14 protein-coding genes are annotated in these 20,421 nt (G+C 38.8%); 7 read left to right on the top strand and 7 right to left on the bottom strand.

The genetic code is table 11. The features are described from left to right. Positions 1-422: 422 nt before the first annotated feature. From SD427_RS03150 to SD427_RS03125, 6 genes are all read right to left on the bottom strand, one after another. A complete protein-coding gene (locus SD427_RS03150; protein ID WP_320559853.1) occupies positions 423-908 on the bottom strand; it encodes a hypothetical protein in 486 nt (161 codons plus the stop codon). A 3-nt stretch (positions 909-911) separates the two neighbouring features. After that, positions 912-2,420, bottom strand: a complete 1,509-nt coding sequence (locus tag SD427_RS03145; RefSeq protein WP_320559852.1) for an RHS repeat-associated core domain-containing protein — start codon at positions 2,418-2,420, stop codon at positions 912-914. A 196-nt stretch (positions 2,421-2,616) separates the two neighbouring features. Beyond that, positions 2,617-2,907 carry a hypothetical protein gene (locus SD427_RS03140; protein ID WP_320559851.1) on the bottom strand — a complete coding sequence of 97 codons (291 nt, stop codon included), beginning with the start codon at positions 2,905-2,907 and terminating at the stop codon, positions 2,617-2,619. Between the two features lie 10 nt (positions 2,908-2,917). Continuing rightward, complete coding sequence (locus SD427_RS03135; protein ID WP_320559850.1) at positions 2,918-6,457, bottom strand: DUF6443 domain-containing protein; 3,540 nt, start codon at positions 6,455-6,457, stop codon at positions 2,918-2,920. Between the two features lie 5 nt (positions 6,458-6,462). Next, positions 6,463-10,365 carry a DUF5977 domain-containing protein gene (locus tag SD427_RS03130; protein ID WP_320559849.1) on the bottom strand — a complete coding sequence of 1,301 codons (3,903 nt, stop codon included), beginning with the start codon at positions 10,363-10,365 and terminating at the stop codon, positions 6,463-6,465. A 4-nt stretch (positions 10,366-10,369) separates the two neighbouring features. Further along, positions 10,370-11,929, bottom strand: a complete 1,560-nt coding sequence (locus tag SD427_RS03125) for a T9SS type A sorting domain-containing protein (protein ID WP_320559848.1) — start codon at positions 11,927-11,929, stop codon at positions 10,370-10,372. A 471-nt stretch (positions 11,930-12,400) separates the two neighbouring features. On the opposite strand from SD427_RS03125, the gene SD427_RS03120 reads away from it, so the two are divergent. Then, entirely contained in the window at positions 12,401-12,922 is a 522-nt protein-coding gene (locus SD427_RS03120) for an NAD(P)H-dependent oxidoreductase (protein ID WP_320559847.1), read from the top strand. Positions 12,923-12,925: 3 nt separating this feature from the next. After that, positions 12,926-14,815 (top strand): monovalent cation:proton antiporter-2 (CPA2) family protein, encoded by a 1,890-nt coding sequence (locus tag SD427_RS03115; protein ID WP_320559846.1) that lies wholly within the window; start codon positions 12,926-12,928, stop codon positions 14,813-14,815. Between the two features lie 6 nt (positions 14,816-14,821). Here SD427_RS03115 and SD427_RS03110 read toward each other — a convergent pair whose 3' ends face one another. Continuing rightward, entirely contained in the window at positions 14,822-15,643 is an 822-nt protein-coding gene (locus tag SD427_RS03110; RefSeq protein WP_320559845.1) for a head GIN domain-containing protein, read from the bottom strand. A gap of 228 nt (positions 15,644-15,871) precedes the next feature. Here SD427_RS03110 and SD427_RS03105 point away from each other — a divergent pair, with 228 nt between their 5' ends. The 5 genes from SD427_RS03105 (at position 15,872) to SD427_RS03085 (ending at position 20,410) form a co-directional block, all read left to right on the top strand. Next, entirely contained in the window at positions 15,872-16,237 is a 366-nt protein-coding gene (locus SD427_RS03105) for an SPW repeat protein (protein WP_320559844.1), read from the top strand. 142 nt (positions 16,238-16,379) lie between these two features. Next, positions 16,380-18,521 carry a M3 family metallopeptidase gene (locus SD427_RS03100; protein ID WP_320559843.1) on the top strand — a complete coding sequence of 714 codons (2,142 nt, stop codon included), beginning with the start codon at positions 16,380-16,382 and terminating at the stop codon, positions 18,519-18,521. Positions 18,522-18,525: 4 nt separating this feature from the next. Next, the gene (locus SD427_RS03095) at positions 18,526-19,380 is read left to right on the top strand and encodes a hypothetical protein (RefSeq protein WP_320559842.1); all 855 of its coding nucleotides are present in this window, start codon (positions 18,526-18,528) and stop codon (positions 19,378-19,380) included. Positions 19,381-19,385: 5 nt separating this feature from the next. Then, positions 19,386-19,823 (top strand): hypothetical protein, encoded by a 438-nt coding sequence (locus tag SD427_RS03090; protein ID WP_320559841.1) that lies wholly within the window; start codon positions 19,386-19,388, stop codon positions 19,821-19,823. Between the two features lie 209 nt (positions 19,824-20,032). After that, positions 20,033-20,410 carry a YchJ family protein gene (locus SD427_RS03085; protein WP_320559840.1) on the top strand — a complete coding sequence of 126 codons (378 nt, stop codon included), beginning with the start codon at positions 20,033-20,035 and terminating at the stop codon, positions 20,408-20,410. Positions 20,411-20,421: the final 11 nt, after the last annotated feature.

The following is a 20,421-nucleotide window of genomic DNA, read 5'->3' as shown; positions in this document are numbered from 1 at the left end:
GTATATGAAGAATTGGACGGCCCTATCAAAGAAGTAGTTTTTACTGGTAAATTCAATGAATTAGAATTAAAATCAATATCTAATACTTTTTAACGTTAGCCTACTATTATTTTAACCCCCAAAAGAAGTTTCTTTTGGGGGTTTATTTTTGAAATTCTGATAGCTTTTGTAATAGACTTCTAATGATTTACTGTCTTTAAGTTTCTAATTTTACCGTTCTATTATAACCTGCGATTGTTCTACATAACTGTCCCATCTTATTCTTATAAGATAATATTCCTGTCATAGCTTATTTCCCGAAGAACTTATACTCTGATCCCCTATTTTGTTCTTATCTTTTCTTTGTAATATTTCATGCTGGAATTGCCACCGTCTTAAATACTTAAGCTATACGCTTACACTAATGGAAGAATGTTATTTCATTATTTTACAATTATATAATTCCAATTCCTATCAGAAGGATTCCAATCTTTTGTATTATAATAATCTATATCCCAATAATTACGGTTATTAGCAAAATCTTCATAAGAAATTTTAGGATTATCTAAATCACCAAAAAGAAAAGTATAATTATTAAATTTTCCACTTTCTTTTCTGAATTTAATTTCAAAATAAAATGGATCTGTCCATTGTTCATTTGAATTTTGAACGCCCCAAATCATTATTCCCCAAACAGATAATTTTTCATCAGATAATTGTAGTTTCGTTAATAAAGAATCATCTATCCATCTATTAGAATTCCAATCAGTATTTTTTAATAATACTTTTTCAAGAATGGAAGCCAATAAAACTGAAATATATCCTGTATACTCGTTATAGTAATCGTGACTTTCAGAGATCACTTTATTATTCAAATTATTCTGAATTTCAAATAATAACAAATTTTGTAATTCTGCTAATGATTTCATTTCTTATTTTCCTAAATGTTTTTCTATTGACTTTATTAAATCTTGTTCCGCTCCTTGTCTTTGGCCATGAGGACGATCTCTACCAAGTTGTGATGTTACCTCAATTCTCTTTTGCACACTGTTTTTTAGCTCTTTAAGTAATATTTTTAAATCTTCTTTCGAATAATTTATAAGATCTTTTACTTTAGGTAAAGTTCCATGTACTTTTCCAGTGGCGTCTAAGGAAGGTAATTTAGTTGCAATTTCTTCAGCTTCACTGGCTAAATTTTGCAATCCTTTAACATTTCCATGCTTCACTTGAATGGCAATTGCTGCTAATTGTACGGCCTGAATTGCTTCTTGATCTTCGGCATCTTGATAATCAATTATTGTGTCAAGAGTAGCCCAACCAGCAGAAGCCACAATATTACTTCCACCCATTATAAAAGTACCCATTGCAAAAGCAAGGTTTCTTTCAAACTTTTCAGTAGCAAGAGCGGCGTTACTGCCTCTAATTCCTGCTGCTAATCTATCTTCTGAAGCATGATATGCAGCCAAATTATTAATACCCATAAATGAAAGCGAACTTGGTCTTGTATAAGTCATTACAACCTCTTCTATAGGCTGCCCTCCTTTAGGACCATATACTTTCTTGGGATCCGGATCTTCTCCGATCATCCCTGTTGGATCTGCATATCTTATAGGATTATTATAAACATAAGAATAAGGACTATACTTAAATTGCAATTCCGCCAAAGGATCAACCACGCCCCATCTCCCAATATCGGGCATATAGAACCTGGCTCCGTAATCATACATCCCAGACTCCTGAATCTCCTTTCCATTATACTTATAGCTTTTGTAGCCTCCCAGCATACTTTTCATCCCTCCGATATGGTTCATCCCAAAGGCATAATAGTTATTCGTATCCTTGATCTGAAGGTTACCCTGGCTGTCCTTTGCATAATTTACCCTTGCATTTCCCAGATAGTCCCTGTACTGGTAAATATAGCGGTTTTCCGTGAAACTGTAAAATCCTTCTGCAGTGGGAACGAAATCCAGCTGCCAGCCCAAAGCAACAGGGGTCGGATCAATAAGAACAGGATCCCTAAAGGCTTCCTGCTCATAGGCTACACTGGTCCGGCACCATGGACAAGGCTGCACTGTCTCTGAAAAAATGTACTGGAAACCATCTAAGTAATCCGTATATTTATAAGTTGACGGCATTCTTCCTCCTCCGGTACTATAGGTCTTACGCACCTTCACACCGTCTGCCCTGTATAAATAGCCTAAACCGAAGCTGGTAGAGTTTCCGCTCAGCGGATCAACCTGGGTAATTGAAAAATTATCCGGTAGGTTTAAATGATTGTAAGCAATACCCTGTATGCCTTTATCCTTCATATTAATCATGCTCCCGTTCAGGTCATAATCAATTATATTATTCCCCCCTTCATAGCCGGTACTGTTGGGGATATTCTCAATCACTTTTGTAAGGCGGTTGCCTGCATACTGATACTCCAGGTCATCAACCAAAGTTTCCGTAGGAGAAAATACCTGCGGAGCGGACCGTTTTAAGGTATTGATGTTCCCGTTCAGGTTATAAAGCTAGAAAAGCGTACTCGTAGAAAATTACTATTACATTATAACACAAAAACCCATCGCAATTGCGATGGGTTTCTTTATTTATCTGCCACACGATAAAATGTTGCGGTAGCGAGGGGAGTTTTATTTAATTTATGACAAAAAATTCATCAATAAAGTTTTTATCTTTATCTAAATATAAAACATAATAAGCAATATTTTTGCTCCTACATTGTATGTTTATTTTAACCCTATAGCTATTTTTAAATAGTTCATTTTGATCGTATAAAACATAAGAGACACTTTTGTTTATTAGCTCTGGTTTTTCATTCTCGCAAGAGCTTTTTAGCTCATGCAATAATTCTTCATCTTTTAAAATATTATTTAAATACTCAGAAGAAATTTCGAATAAATTTTCTGTATCTATATTATTATTCATAAGCTTACTATTAATGTCCCATTACTTTTTCAAAAACAATATGACCATTTGCATTTGGATTACCATAAATCCTAATATCTCCACCCTTACCTAAAATTTTAACTTTATATTGGAATCCTGTTTGAGCAGCCTCTGTTGCGGTTAATTTTATTATTCCTTGTTGTCCTTGAGCACCAACTATACCTTTACTAATAGCATTTTTAACTTTTGTTTGTATTGCAGGATCTAATGAGTTAAAAACCTTACTTAGTACCCAACCTGAAGTACTTTTGCCAATTCCCATTCTAGCAACATTGCCGAACTTCCCTTTCTTAATATTTATCAAGGATATAGCTGTGGCAATGATTATTTCTTCAGTATCATCACTTTCTCCAATAGAACTAAAAGATTCAGATATAAGATTCGGGAGATCCATAACAAATTTTCCTACTCCTTTTATGTCTCCTAGTGGACTTTTTCCATAACCATATTTAGATTCAAGCCATGCTTGTTCTTCTGGAGTATTGGGTCTAATTGGTGCTAAGAGTGATAATGTTTCTTTAATATCAATTCTAGAAATAATATCAGCAGCTTTAGAAGTGAATTTTTTAACACCTGTGACTATTACTTCCTGAATATCAGCAGGGTTATTCGCTCCTCCTTTTGCATTTGGATTGATTTCTGGATTTTTACTCTTATCTGGACAGCCTTCACAAGCTTCCCCAATCATCCCAGTCGGATCATTAAAGAAAATAGGATTATTATATACATAAGAATAAGGACTATAATGGAATTGTAATTCACTTAAATCATCCTGAGTACCCCATCTACCGATATCCGGCATATAAAACCTGGCTCCGTAATCATACATCCCGCTTTCCTGGATCTCCTTTCCGTTATACTTATAATTCTGATAGCCTCCAAGCATACTTTTCATCCCTCCGATATGGTTCATTCCGAATGCATAATAGTTATTGGTATCCGTAATTTCCAGGACTCCTTCACTATTCTTCTCATAATTCACCCTCGCATTTCCCAAATGGTCCCTGTACTGGTAAATATAATGGTTTTTTGTGAAACTGTAAAACCCTTCCGCAGTTGGAACAAAATCAAGGATCCAGGTTGGGGTTAATGTGCCGGGGTTGGTTGGATCAAGAACAACAGGATCTTTAAAAGCTTCCTGCTCATAGGCAACACTAGTCCTGCACCACAGGCATTGGGTAATCTCAGAATACCTGTATTGGAAACCATCCAGGTAATCCGTAACATTAGTGGTGATCGTAGGATTTCCCCTGCCACCGCCACTATAATAGGTTTTGCGGACCTTAGTGCCATCCGCACGATATAAATAATTTAAACTAAAGCTTGTAAAGGTGCCGCCGAAAGGATTCTCCTGAGTAATCCCAAAAGCATCAGGTAAATTCAGATGGTTGTATCCTATCCCATCGATGCCTTTATCCTTCATATTGGTCATGCTCCCGTTCAAATCATAATCAATTACATTGTTCCCTCCTTCATAGCCGGTACTGTTGGGGATATTCTCAATCACTTTTGTAAGGCGGTTTCCTGCATACTGATATTCCAGGTCATCAACCAAAGTTTCCGTAGGAGAAAATACCTGCGGAGCGGACCGTTTTAAGGTATTGATGTTCCCGTTCAGGTCATAGGTAAGATATTCATTGAAACTTCCGCTTACTCCCGTGCTCGGCTCACTGTAAAAAGCATTTATCAGCCTGCTCAGTTTATCATATTCATAATTATACCTTTTCATCAGGTTTTCTGAACCGTTGTTCCAGTCTACTTCTGCAATATTACCGTTGAATCTGCTCGGTGCAATATTTGAGGATACCGGGTTATTATACCTGATCTCATATCCAAAAAGTTTCCCGTTAAGATTTGCCGGATCGTTGATTTTGGTCATCCAGCCCCGGATGTTGTAGGCATAATCTATACTCTGAAGCGGAACAGAAGGCGATATGCCTCCTACTTTCTTGCTCTGTAGCTGGGACAGTTCATTATAGCTATTCTGGGCTAAATATTCCATCGGGTTGCTGTCTACCTGATGTGTATGGGTAAGCAGCCTGTTCTGATGGTCATACGTAAAGTTTTCCGTAATTACCCTGTTGGTATCCGTATCCAGCCTCTTGTGACGGGTAATGCTCTGCTGGACCACGCCTGCAAAATCCAGCTTAGAATCAATCTTAGTGCGGCCGCCTAAATGGTTAATGGAATAAGATCCTATAGAACGTCCTTTTTTATCGTAATACGTATAGTTCTTCGTCCAGTTGTCATCTTCGATATTTTTTACCAGACTCATCACCGGAAGGCCTTTGGTGCTTCTCCCGTCTGCTGCCGGATTGTCCGTTAAGGTCGGCTGACCGATAATATCCGCCGGGAAAGTGGGACTGAAGTCATATGGAGGATACTTATCATAATAGTTTACAGTAAGGATCTTGTCAAAAACAGTTGGCGCAGCCGTTTTGCCATGATATATTGTGATGCCGCTGTGCTGAAATGACCCTTCTGTCTCAGTATTGCTTCCGAATACAGCTTCAAGATAGCCTTGTATCGCATTTCTGGCACCTCCGTCAATAACAATTCCCATATATAATACTCTGCTGAATTTATCGTGTTTGCTAAATAACCATTTATTTTGCGCTCTCAGATTAGCATCCTGGCTCATAACTAATCTATCCGCTGTATCATAGATCATATATTCCCAGCCTTTCCCGGGAAGTTTCTTCTCCACCAATCTGCCCCTGCCGTCATATTTGTACTGGTAGCAGAGATCAGTGAGCACCGTATTGGGGTCTGCAGCAACAGCTGCTTTGGGAGGAATGACAAAAGCCAGCTGGTTGTATTCATTATAGACATAATACGTATCGGCATTTTCACTGGCACTTAAAACTTTTCTGACCAGTACAACCTGCCCCTGCCCGTTTTTAAACTCAACAGTTACATTATTATCTTCATCCGTGACTGTATTTTTATACAGCTGCGCATTCCCGTAATTAGCTGACTGGCTCATAATAGAGCTGGTAGCCCCATCAACCCAGGTGGTAACCGTAGTGTATTTCTTAACGGCATCACCGGTCATATTGGCGTCATAGCCAAACTGCACAGGCTTGTCACTCCACGCAGTTCCTACCTGCTTCTGCTGAAGGATACGGTCCAAAGGTGAGCTTTCCAATACCTTTTCAGCATAAATCTTTTCGGAGCCATACAATGCAGGCTGCGTGGCGTTGCTTAAGGGAGAAGTATAAATAGCCCCGTTCTGCGTCCCCTGTTGGGGGACGGGCAAGAAGTCTTTGGCCTGTCTGCCAAAGCCATCGTATTCGATATGGGTCACCACATCTTTTCCGCTTGGGGATGCCTTGACATTCACCATCTGCTTGGGCCGGCCCAATCCATCAAAGTACTGGACCGTTTCTACCTGCCGCGCTGTTGAGCTTGAAGCCGTAACAGGCTCTAAATAAGTCCGGCTCTGGATATAATTTTCTGTACTGCTAAGCTGTGCCTGGGACCATCCTGATAAAAAAATGGTGCCTATTGGGATTAATATTTTTTTCATTGGTATTAGTTTACATTATAATTAAAGGCAATATTATATGGAATACCTGTAGAAGGATTTCCGCTTCCTGTCCATCTCAATACAGTTTGACCAGATCCTTGATAAATGGTAACTTGCCAATTTCCTGAAGTCTTTGAAATTGTTGCAGTAGGCCAGCAAGGTGAAGGAATATATCCTATTAATACACCACCAGACCAATTTAATCCCGGGTTTGCTGTAATCTGAAAATAAATTTGTGCATTAACAGTATTATTGACCTTTTCAAAAGGTGCATATTGTAGCATAAAAAAATTACTGGAAATCTGAGCATTGAACTGACAAAAAGCATCATAACAGCTGCCATTTGCATTTGCGTAAGCCTGCCCATTAATGTTGATGTCGTTCCGAGCTTTTTGATCAGCATCAGCCTGGCTTATATTTGAGGTATATATGTTTGCTGGAACTGAATAGTTTATAGAATTACCAGGCAGTTGCCCACTACCACAATTATTTTTAACAAATGATTGATTCTTAGCTGCATTATAAAATGTAGGTAACACATAATTGTATTCATATTCTTTGATTATACTATGATCGGTATCTCGAATTTCTTTTAGTTGATTTGCATCGTCATAATAATAAAATTCAGATAATCCTGATGAATTTGTTTTTGATTTCAAACCGATAAGTGGATCATAGGTATATGTAATAACTTTATAATTAAGCATTGAAGAATGATTTCTGAAAATATTTAATTCATTTATTAAAGCTTGTTCCGATAGGCTTGTTCCTACAATATTATCTTCGTTAGATTTTGTAACAATATTATTAATTAAATTTGAACTTATATCAGAAAGCTTAGCTCCATTTACTTCAGCTAATGGTAGAGTTTTGTTATAACCCCAAATTATTGTTACTGGTATCCCATTTTTCATGGTATATTGAACAACATTGCTTTTTTCATCATAAACATCGATACTGCTTTCTTTATCTAATGAATTTGGAGAAATATCTAAAACCGAAGGTCCTATATTGGAGAAATAATATTTAGGCAGATATCTTGTATTGGTCTCTTCTGGAGCAGAGTCTACAGGAGCATAAGTACTTCTATTCTCAGAATATTTAATAAAGTTCTTAAGAGAAATATTGCTGATAGGAACCTTGACCATGTTTTTTGCAATCATTGTTGTCTCAAATATTCCTTGATTCGGTAAATCTTGGACACGACCAATGAGTTTAGAATACACATTACCGTCACTATCAGTATTTTTAACTTCAGTTGCATATGGATGAAAATTGCTTCCATAAGTATAATCCAATCTCTTTTTTAGAAGCTTTCCGTTAAGATATTCAATTGTTTCTTTTGTAGATAATCTATTTATTGAATTCAGCAGTTTTATATTATAATTTTCTTTATGATTTTCAAACCAACCAGTAAACGTTCTGGCCGTCGTTGAAATTGAGTGATTTCTGTTATATATATTAAGTATCTTGTATGAAGCATAATTATAAGTTTCTTCAATTAATTTGGTGTTATTATCATAAATAATTTTTTGTTTCAAGTTTCCTCGTCTATTATCATTATCATTAAAACTAGTGGCTGGATAAAAAGAATGTTTAGCAAAAAAAGATGTTTGAGGTAATTCATATTCATTTGGATACTCTTTCGCAGAACTAAAATAGTATTCAGTTCTACCTTTGTTCGCAATTTTTTCAGTAACCCTGCTATACCCAATATATGCCCCTTGTGTCAATTCAATATTCGACTTATTGTAACTGTAGGTTGAAAAAACAAGATTTTTTGTTCCTGAATTCCAAAATAGCAAGTCTGCAATCTTTGGAAAATTTATCATTGTACCCGAAGATTTTCCATCTGCTTCTAAATATTCATAATGTTTGCTTATAACATTTCCATTTCCATCATCAATAATTTGGTTTTTAACTCTGTTGCCAGGTGCTATAAAGTCAATACCGTCTAAATTAAACTTATTATTTTCATAAATAATTTTATTGCTACCTTGGGTAGGATAAATAATTTCGTTAAGTAGCCCTGCTTGCGAAAAGCTATTAGGGTTTATATTTGCCTGTCCATCAATTTTGATAGATGTATTTGAATTAATTAAGTTCGTTTGAAAAGGTAAAATTGAAAACCTTCCTTTATTTGGAGTAAAAGTAAAATTAGGTGAAAAAAAATATTCTGTAATTAATGGATATGGGGAAGAATATGTAATATCTACATTATTAGGTTCAGCATTGTAATATCCTAAATAATCCTTACTTTTTGAATTAAGTGTTGGTATAGCATTTTCGCTGTTGTATTTAAAAAAGTAGTTTGATATTTTTTCGTTGTTCGTATCTACTTCGTAAATTTGATCAAGTTTTAATCTGAAACAATTAGCAGAATTATTAAGTGAGCATTCCACTTCAGAACTTTTGAAATACGAATAAACAAATTTGTAATGCTTTACAATTTGACCTGACTTATTAACTATTTTAATTTCAGATAACGCTTTCGAGTTTAATCTATCTTCTCTCACTATATCATAATGGAAAAGAATATCCCCTTGATCCCAAGAGATTTTATCAATTAATTGTTGTTGCGTAATTTTAGATAAAAAACTTGATTTATTTATAGGTCGTATTGGTTGATTAATCGGTGCAATATTACCATTCCCGTAGCTCATTCCCATGTTAAATATCCAATTAAAAAATATGCCCGATTCTAATAGGGAACTTATCTTGTTCACTTCTGAGATTGGAACTGATGATAAGCCTGTATAGTTTTCAGAAATGTCATACTCAAATCTGTAACTCGGAATATATTGAAATTTGACCTCTTTATTATTTAGATCTTTAATTTTGTCAAGATGCCATGCTCCTTTATTAATTTTATACGCTGTCGCAAAGTGAGTGAGATTTGGAAAAAGAATATGGCTGTCAAGTCTCCAATAAGTGCTTTCATTTTCATAAAATACTGGGGTTGATTCACTTATGTCAAAAGTTTTAAAGCTATAAAATGTTCCATCCTCATTTGTTAGATCAAAACCTCTGTAATCGTTATTTTTAGACTTTATTAAGCCAGCACTATAATTGGAAGACTGTTGAAACCCTCTAATTTGATAAAGGGGATTATCTTGATCAATACCGCCAGCATAGCTCGAACTTAGATTTGGAGCAGCATCTTGATAATTAAATCCAGCATAATTTTTTATTTGTTCAGTTTCAAAGTCTCCATAAAATATTTGTCCAAACTTTATTTTTTTTCCATCTAATACTTTAGCTCCGTAAGTTTGAGAACTATCATAATTACTGAAATTTCTTTCTAAAAAAAACTTAGTTGAAAGCCCGGGAGCATTTGCTAAAAACAGATCTGGAAGAGCATCTTCTGTTAAATTTGAAGTATATGATTCTGCAGCAATTGGTGTGATAGGTTGATCTGCGACTTTTCTAAGACTACCTAATCTAAGGAGTTTATATCCATTATATTGTAGATCAAAATCATCACATCCACCGCCACTAGTGAGAATACATGGTGTTGTAATCTGTCTTCCAGTCTCATATTCGTGATCATCAATATCTCTGACTACTCGTGTAATATTGCCTCCTGCATTTAAAAGCCATCCCCATCCAACATTTGAAGCAATATCATCCACTTTATTTCCACCAATGTCGTATTTTAAAGTTATTGGGACTTCAATGTCGCCTGTTTTAATTATATATAAGGGAATTTCAATATCTGGCTTACCAGTATATAGATTTAATGGCAAAAAATTTACTTTTTGAAATGAGGCCACCTCGGGAGATGAAACCATTCTGTTAAATGTAGTTCTTCTTTCAATATTGTTTGGGTCAACCACTAAATCTTCGATTTGGCAAAAATAAAATTGGTGCAACATCACGATGATGAAAATGTATATCTTTCTTAACATATTTTTATTTCTTAATAATTTTAGCGTTTGCAGTTTTCTCGCTGTCTGTTTTTAAAGTAATTAGGTATGCTCCCTGAATAAGATTCTGCGTGTTAATCTTGGTCACCTTATTCTTCGTTTTCATACTCTGCAGCTGCCTTCCGCCCATATCATACACCGTAATCTCCGCTTCCTTAAAGTCAAACCCGATCTCCACATAGGCATAATCACTCACCGGGTTCGGGTAGATCTTAATATCCTGCTTCTCGATCAGCTGGTCAATCTGTTTGTCGCCAAGCTTTACAATCTTCCAGTTCTCTTTCCCGAGTTCCTCAGCACTGGTGCCGGCCAGGATAATCGAGCCGTCGTGGTTCAGCCTAATATCTGACAGTCGCTCTTCTCGCTGTCTCTTTTCTCCCTTCACATGCTTCCGCCACTGTTCATTCCCGTTCTGATCCACATACAGCATCCAGAACGTTTCATCATCCGTTTCGATCCTTTCCTCGGATTGGGTATAGCCGCCCAGTAAAATCCCGGTCGTAATGTCTTGGCTTTTAATTCTTGTGTCTTGTGTCTTCGTCATCACACTCATCCCCATCAGCACATCACGGTTTCTAAAGCTGTACGACTTCTGCCACAGGTCTTCGCCTCTTTCATCTAGTGAAATGAGCCACAGATCCGTGCCTTCTTCGATGCCCGTCGTTTTATTCCCGGATCTTTCCGATCTCGATTCCCCGCCGATCAGAAAACCGGTTGAAGTCAGGGCCAGAGTCCTTGGGTGGTCATCGCCCTTGCCACCGAAATTCTTTTCCCATTCTACCCTGCCGTCTTTATTAAGCTTAATGATCCAGTAATCCCCTTCGCCATAGTTCTCTGTTTTCTTTGATCCTCCTGCTGCGCTTCTTGAATAGACTCCCAGTAAAGCACCGCCGTCTTTGGTCGGAACCATTTTCTCCACTTCATCCAGGCCTTTCCCGCCTAAAATAAGCTGCGAGATTTCCTTTCCGTTTTTATCCAGCCTGATGATCAAAACATCTTTGGAACCGTAACCTTTGGCAGCATTCTGTACATTCCCGGCTACGAAGAATCCGAAATCGGTAGTCTGGATCACCGCTCTGGCCTCTTCATCGGAGGATCCGCTAATGGTTTTCTGCCATAATTCATCCCCGAATTCATTAATCCGGATCAGCCAGATATCAGATCCGCCTTTGGAATCGTCTTTTTTATCAAGGCCTTTCGGGCTGTAGGAAGTACCTGCCAGAAGGAAACCGCCCTCCTGGGTATTTACCGTAGCCGATAAGAAATCATGGTTCTTCCCGGAGAAGTATTTTTCCCAGACTTCTTCGCCCTGTTGGTTCAGTTTAACCAAATGATAATCATACCCTTGGTTTTGTTTGCTGTCTGAAGAAATTTTATTGGACCGGATGCTGCTTCCGGAAATTAGATATTGCCCGTCGATGGTAGTGGTCACCTGAGAAAGGAAATCCTGCGTTGAGGATTTGATGTCCTTCTGCCAGAGTACTTCCTGGGCTGAAATGCCCAGAACCGTACACACGGATAGTGCACTCATGTAGAGTTTTTTCATGTCCTTAGTATTTTAATTATTATTTTTTTATAATTCCTGCAAAAATATGTTTTTTAATTCACCGTAAAAAGATGATACATATCAATTTTATGTGAATATGATCATATTTAACCGTGCCCTACTTCTGCTTCATTTCCCTGTAAACTTTCTGAAGCAAAGATATTCCTGCAATGCGACAAAACGTGTCGTATTAAAATTTATTATTGATTATTGAATACAAATCAAATCATTCAACTGAACCACCGATTTCTGTTTTTACTCCGAATAAATCAGCTTTTAAATAAATGAAACTGCAGACAGGCACAGCAGGATTTAATTTCCGTGATTTCAATATAGAAAAAAGAAATATATTGCTGTTATAATAATGTATTAGTATGCAAACTCTAATTTTTAACAATTAAAAATCATTAAACTCTCTTAAAGCACGCCATTAATCCAAAGTTTTTTCATTATATTTACTAAAACAGCCTTATGAAAAAGACGCTGGTCGTTTTTGCACATCCTTATTTAGAGCACTCCAATTCAAATGCAGAGCTTATTAATTTCTATGTCCGCCACCAGCATTTTACCCTTCGGGATCTTTATGAAGAATATCCGGACTTTCACATTGCGGCATTCAGGGAAAGGAAGAGACTAAAGTATTACGACCGTTTTATTTTTCAGTTCCCCCTGATTTGGTTCGGGACTCCTCCCCTGCTGAAACTCTGGGTTGATGAAGTATTTGACCGCGATTGGCTCAAAGAGGAACATACCAATCCGCTGGAAGGTAAAGAAGTTTATATCCTGGTAACGACAGGCGGCAAGGAAAGGTCGTTCAGTAAAGAAGGTACTTACGGCTATACAGTGGAAGAACTGATCAGCGGGCTCATTGTTTCCCTGAATGTTTTTAAAGCCGATGTCAAAGGCATCAAGGTTGTTTACGAAGCCAATAAATTATCAAAAAAAGAAATTATCATGCATAAGCAGAAATTCACAGAACTTTTAAAAAAATAAAGCATGGAAACCAGCTTAGCAATGAATACCCTTCTTTTTCTGGGCGTTGCCATTATCATGGTTCCGCTGGCGAGGAAATTCGGACTCAGCTCTGTGATAGGATATATTGCGGGTGGGATCATTATCGGGCCTTATGCGTTAAGGCTGACAGGAAAAGATGTAAATGACATTATGCACGCCAGTGAATTCGGGGTGATTATGCTGCTTTTTCTGGTAGGGCTGGAACTGGAGCCCCGGAAATTCTGGGAGATGCGGAAAAAGATCATCGGTCTCGGCATGACGCAGATGCTTCTTACCATTTCATTGCTCTTTGTTGTTTTTATGTGGGCCGGATGGCAAATTGATAAAGCCGTTGCGGTTGCCATGTGCTTTGCCTTGTCTTCTACAGCCATCGTGCTGCAGACGCTGCAGGAAAAGAAGAACCTGAAAACACTGGCCGGGGAAGCCTCATTTTCCACACTGCTGTTCCAGGATATCGCCGTTATCCCGATCCTGGCCATACTTCCTCTGATTGCCCACCATAAGGTAACGAACAGTGACAACGAAATCCAGGTGATCATCCAGAACCTGCCGCAGTGGATGCAGTTTGCCACCGTAATTCTGGGGGTTGCCGTTTTAATTTTACTGGGAAGGTATGTATTTGTACCGTTTTTACGGTATGTTTCAAAGTCCGGGATGACCGAACTTTTAACCGCTTCTTCGCTGTTCCTGGTCATCGGGGTGTCAGAATTAATGGTAGCCATCGGGCTTTCTCCCGCACTGGGCGCTTTCCTTGCAGGCGTTATGCTGGCCAATAGTGAATTCCGCCATGAGCTGGAGGCACACATTGACCCGTTCAAAGGCCTTCTGCTTGCCGTATTTTTTGTAAGTGTAGGATCTACCATGAATTTCAATATCATCCAGGAAGATCCGGTATTTATTTTCAGTATGGTTTTCGCTGTTTTGGGGATCAAATTTATCGTGCTTTATGTAATCGGTAAATTTTTCAAAATGGACACGCCGCAGAGCCTGTTTTATGCATTTGCCCTTTCGCAGGTCGGGGAATTTGCATTTGTCCTGATTAATTATGCCTCAAGCCTTTATCTTTTAAATGACGAACTCAATGCCCAGATGATGGCGGTAACTGCGATTACCATGTGTATTACCCCTTTCCTTTTGATTATCAACGATAAGCTGATCAACCCCAGGTTTATCAAAGAGATCCCGGATGCAGACAACGGCTTTAATATCCTGGACGGACAGATCCGCCAGAAGAAAATCATCATTGTCGGTTTCGGGCATTTCGGGAGCACGGTAGGGCGGCTGCTGAAAGCCAATAAAATACCAGCCACCGTACTGGACCGGGATTCAGACCGGGTGAAACTGCTGAGAAGTTATGGGTTTAAAGTATATTACGGCGATGCCACAAAAATCCCTACATTGCGTGCTGCCGGAATTGAAGATGCCGAAATCCTGGTACTCTGCCTGGATGACCCTGATGATAATAAGTTTGTTGCGGATATCGTACGGGAACATTACCCTGAGGTAAAAATTTTCGTACGGGCCAAAAACAGGATTGACGCCTATGATTATTTAAACAACGGGATTGACAATATTTATCGCGAAACTCTGGGAACAGCGGTTGATATGGCGGTTGATGTCCTTCATGAAACCGGCATGCGGAAATACTCCGCAAGGCGGCTCGGGCAGAGGTTTATGGCCATCGACAAAGGATCGATCCGCAAGCTCGCCAAATCTGACGACGACGACGACATCCATCTGTTTACCACGAAAGAACTCCTCCAGCGGGAGGAGGACCTTTTGGCTTATGACAATCTTAATTTTGACAATCAGCAATGGGAAGACTCTTCAAACGATGAGGAACAGCAACAGGAAACTGAGACTGAAAAGTAGCTTAGCTTACTGGATATTTACGCTTCCGCCGCTGGTTTCTTCTTTATTTATTGAGGTGATATTACCTTTTTTATAGACATTGATGCTTCCGCCTGAAGACGCTTCCGCATTGACGGATGATATTGCACTGATATCTACGCTGGCCCCGCTTGAAGCATCAGCTTTCAGGTTCTGCACCATGACATCTTTTGCGGAGATACTGCTGCCCGAAGACGAAGAAATCTCTGCATTCCTGGCTTTTCCGGAAATATCAATGCTGGCTCCTGAAGAAGCTTCGATATCCAGGTCTACCGCCCAGATTTTCCCGCTGAAGCTGCTGCTGCTTCCTGCTGAAATTTCAAAGTCATTGGCTTCAAGATTACCGGAAATGGATGCCGAACTGGAAACTTCAATATCAGTCTTTTCCTGAACAAATTTATCTTTAACGGTAATTTTTGCCGCCGAATTGGCATTGAGCTTATTGAAGTCTTTTGCATAAATCTTTGCTGAAACGTTATGGCTGTCCATTACCCTGATGCCGGCTTTATAATGAACATGAAGCTTTCCGCCGCTGATCTTCGCCAAAACCTCATCAATGATATTTTCCGGTGCATAGATGACCACTTTTTCAACATCCGATTTTATAATTTCGGCATCAATAGCCTGGGAAACCTCTATCTCGTCAAAATTCCCGGTGATCTGTTTCTGTTTTGCCAGCCCATGGTCATTGGTAACGACATTTTCTACCCAGCTGTCTTTTCCGTTTTCACGGTGACTCCTGTCATATTTGCCTTCGCATGAAGCTAATACGATACATGCTGAAAAAATAAGAAGAGGTGTTGGTTTCATATTCTGATTGAATTACAGGTTACTGTTATTTAATGACAACTAATTTATAAAAAATATTACATCTGCTAAAGAAATTATCTTCCCCTGATTATCATAGAGCATATTTCAAATCATTTTTTCTTTTAAAACCATACCAAAAATTCTGAAAACCAATAACTTATACCACATTTTTATTTTCAATGGTACAGAAGTTGAACTTGATACGGTGTACACAAAAAAATATACATTATGATTTCATCAAAAATACACGCCGTATTGGATTATCTGGTAGGCATTCTGCTGATTGCCGCACCATGGCTTTTAGGATTTACGGATAACAGCACTGCTACGATGGTTCCCGTTATCCTGGGAGCTTCCACATTACTATACAGCCTTTTCACCAATTATGAATATTCCATAGCCCGCATGCTGCCTTACAAAATTCATCTTGCCATTGATCTGGTAGCCGGTATCGTGTTATTAGGTTCACCGTGGCTTTTCGGCTTCAGTGACAGGATTTATCTACCCCATGTTATTTTGGGAGCATTTGAAATAGTGGTTGTCATGATGTCCAGAAAAGCAACCAGTACCGTCCGTCAGGCGGAACAGATTTAAAGCAAACCTTTAATTTTTCAATGTGATAGATGAGGTTCTTCTGAAATTCAGGGGGATCTTATTTTTTTATTGCCCGTAAAGAGCTGCCCACCTGTATTCGTAACGTAAGTTTTAATATCTTTATGCTCTAATACATATTTTTATGAAGAAGATTTCGTCGGTATTATTACTCTCTGCGTTAGCACTTAATCAATCCTGTACTACCATGAAAAACACTGATACAAAACAGGAAGTTCCTACACCGGATGCTTCCCTGTCATCAAACCCTTTCCTGAAGAAAAGCAAACTTCAGTATGAAGCCCCCGAATTTGATAAGATCAAGAATGAACATTTCAAGCCGGCATTTGATTTCGGATTAAAGCAGCATGACGCCGAGATCTTAAAGATTGCAGATAACCCTGAAAAGCCGACTTTTGAAAACACGATCGTAGCCTTGGAAAAAAGCGGGGAAGTACTGAAAAGGGCCATGATTGTATTTTCCAATCTTACGAGTGCCGATACCAATCCTTCCCTTCAGGCCCTGGACGAGGAATACGCTCCTGTTTTTGCAGCTCATTCGGATAAAATGTACCTGAATGACAACCTGTACCAGAGAATAAAATCCATCACGGATAACGGTCTGGATGCCGAAAGCCGGAAACTGCTGCAGTTTTACAGGCAGAATTTCGAGATTGCGGGTGCTAACCTTTCAGCGGCAGATAAAGAAAAATTAAAGCAGATTAACCAGGAACTGGCATCGCTTTCCACACAGTATTCAAATAAGCTGCTTGAAGCCAGGAAACAGGGCGGCGTATTCTTTACGGATGCAAAAGAACTGGACGGACTTTCTGCCGATGAGATTGCAGCAGCAGCAATTGATGCTAAAAATGCAGGAAAAGAAGGCCAGTACCTTCTGGCATTACAAAACACCACACAGCAGCCTCTTCTGCAGAACCTTAAAAACAGGGCTTCACGGGAGAAGCTGTTCAAAGCATCCTGGATGAGGGCTGAGAAAGGCGATGGAAGCGATACCCGCGAAACCATTGAAAAACTGGCGGCTTTAAGGCTTAAAAAGGCTCAGGTCTTAGGCAAAAAGAGTTTTGCGGAATGGAAGCTGCAGGACCAAATGGCAAAAACCCCGGAAGCAGCTGCCAAACTGATGAACCAGATTGCTGCACCCGCGGTAGAAACGGCAAGACGTGAAGCAAAAGACATCCAGGATCTGATCGACCAGCAGAAAGGCGGTTTCAAAGTAGAACCGTGGGACTGGAATTTCTATGCTGAACAGGTAAGAAAGGCAAAGTTCGATTTAGATGAAAACCAGATTAAACCTTATTTTGAAGTCACAACCGTACTCGAAAAAGGTGTCTTTTATGCTGCTGAAAAATTTTACGGATTAACTTTTAAAAAGAGGACTGATCTTCCGGTATACCATCCGGATGTGGTAACGTATGAAGTTTTTGACCATGACGGAAAATCAATTGCCATCTATTATCTGGACTTCTATACCCGGGATTCTAAAAATGGCGGTGCATGGATGAGTAACTTTGTGGAGCAGTCTTACCTTCTGGGGACAAAACCTGTGATTGTCAACTGTTACAACTACCAGAAGCCGGCTCCGGGGAAACCTTCCCTGATCAGCTATGACGATGTTTCTACGATGTTCCATGAATTCGGGCACTCCATTCACGGGATGTTTGCAAACCAGAAATACCCATCGCTTTCAGGAACCAATGTGCCGAGGGATTTCGTGGAATTTCCTTCACAGATCAATGAGCACTGGGCCTTAGACCCTGTTGTGCTTAAAAATTATGCGCTTCACTACGAAACAAAGCAGCCGATTCCGCAGGCTTTGGTGGATAAAATTAAAAAGGCGGCCACTTTTAACCAGGGATACATGACTACTGAACTGGTTTCTGCTGCCGAACTGGATATGGACTGGCATACGGTAACCAACGAAAGCCAGCTGATCCCTGTACTGGATTTTGAAAAGCAGTCATTGGCCAAACACGGATTTACCTTGGCAACCGTTCCCCCGAGGTATCATACGCCTTACTTCGCACATATCTGGGGAGGAGGCTATTCTGCCGGGTATTACGCCTATCTGTGGTCTGAAACCCTGGACAATGATGCCTGGGAATGGATCAGCAAAAACGGCGGGCTGACCCGTGAAAACGGAGACCGTTTCAGAAAATATATTTTATCCGTAGGGAATTCTGTAGACCTGAACCAGGCATTCAGGGATTTTACGGGACACGATCCGGATATCAAGCCGTTGTTGAGAAGCAGAGGTTTTATAAAATAAAAATATGATGATGCTGAATATCGGTATTAAAGCATTATTCTCATTATCTGTATTAATTCTGACCTGTTTTGCGGTGAAAAATAAAAGATTCGGAAACAGGTCAGGATCTTTCCATCAATTAAAATCTGATACGATTCCGGATTCAGCTTCTTTTGCTGATCGGGACCGGTGGATTAAAGAAGAAAAGAAATACTGGGATTCAACCTGCCAGGCGGAAACTAAAAGAGCCAAATTTGATATCAAAAACAAGAAATTAGTTTATTTCCATTATTTCGGAATGGTAAAGCAATACCGGAGTAATGAAGAAATGAATATACTTTTAAGAAAAAACAATATCCAGATCGATTCCACGGCGTATCTCTGTACCGTTCCCGCCGAGCTTCAGAATTGCTACGCCACATTAATGGGTAAAGAAATCGACAAAAAATTTGGCCGCAAATTCATTGATTCCTTAAGAAATATTGCAGAAATACAATATGTGAAGAAAAATCCTGATAAAATCTATAATTTTGATGAGTGTGACCAGATACCCAGATATCCGGGAGATACAACCTATGAAGATTTTTTTAAAAGTTACGAAAGGGATTTCTGGAAAGAGACAGCATATCCCGATGATTTTGAGAGCCGGAAAGAAGGAGATTATTACTCCCACATTTCAGCTGATTTTATATTATCCAAAGCAGGAAAGGTTTCAGAGATAAAAATCGATTTAAAATTTCAGAATAAAAAAAATTATAAATATTCCTCTTATTTTATTACGCATCTTAAAAATTTTATAAACAATACAAAATGGATTCCTGCAAAAAGTATGGGAATAAACGTCAACAGTAAGGTTCCATTAACTTTATTTTTTAAATAATAACTATGAAAAAAATTATTCTGGCCGCATTAATAGTCACTTTCGGAGCAGTGAACGCTCAGAAAGCAGCTTCAAACTCTAAAATCGAAACCAATAAAATCGACAAAAACCTGGTCGGATTATGGAAAGGCAGTGAAAAAGACCAGCAGGTTAAGGGCATGGAAAAGCTTTGGATCATGGAAAGAAAAGCGGATGGCACTTTTATGCTCCTTTTTACCACAGTTCAGGATTGTGAGGTTGACCAGCAAGTAGAAAAAGGACAATGGTGGATTGAAAATGGTGAATTCCATGAGCTGCATTACAGTTCCGGACAGACCGACATTTACAGTTATCAGGTTCTTGATCCTTCTCATATCAGATTTAAATCCAAAGAACAGTCTATGGAAATGTCAACTGATAATTATACCTTTATAGATACAAGGATTGAAGAGGAAGATCAGTAAAAACAGAAAAGCATTCAGTTTTGGATGCTTTTTTATTTAATTCCAAGAATATTTATTTGCTGATAGTAGCAAAAGTTACAGAAATGAAGAAAATGTCCGGCTTTAAACTTTAACCAGCCTGCTTCTTATACGAGAGTCAATAAAGGAACCGGCTTTGAATGTATGAAAGAATATTCGCGTAAATTTGTATTTTAAAATATAATCAAGAAATGAACTGTCCCTGCTGCTCAGGAAAACCCTACGGCGAATGCTGCCGACCTTACCACACCGGAGAGAAAAATGCGCCGACGGCGGAAGCTTTAATGCGCTCAAGGTTTTCTGCCTTCGCAATCCCGAACGGTGAATATTTAATGGAAACTACGCTGCCCGGCAAAAGAAAATACCATAATAAGAGTGACCTGCAGGAATGGGGCGAGATCAATACATGGACAAAACTGGAAATTATAAAGCTTCCTGCTTTGAATCAGGTTGAATTTAAGGCGTATTACACCGATCAGGACGGCAATCATCAGATTCATCATGAGCTTTCCTTATTTCAGAAAATGCATGAAAAATGGTATTATGTTTCGGGAAAATTCTTAGGCTGAATAAGCACCGC

It is taken from the genome of Chryseobacterium sp. JJR-5R (assembly GCF_034047335.1).
Taxonomy (GTDB): domain Bacteria; phylum Bacteroidota; class Bacteroidia; order Flavobacteriales; family Weeksellaceae; genus Chryseobacterium.
The sequence above is the reverse complement of the archived record's forward strand: the minus strand, read 5'-3'. Positions and strand labels throughout refer to the sequence as shown.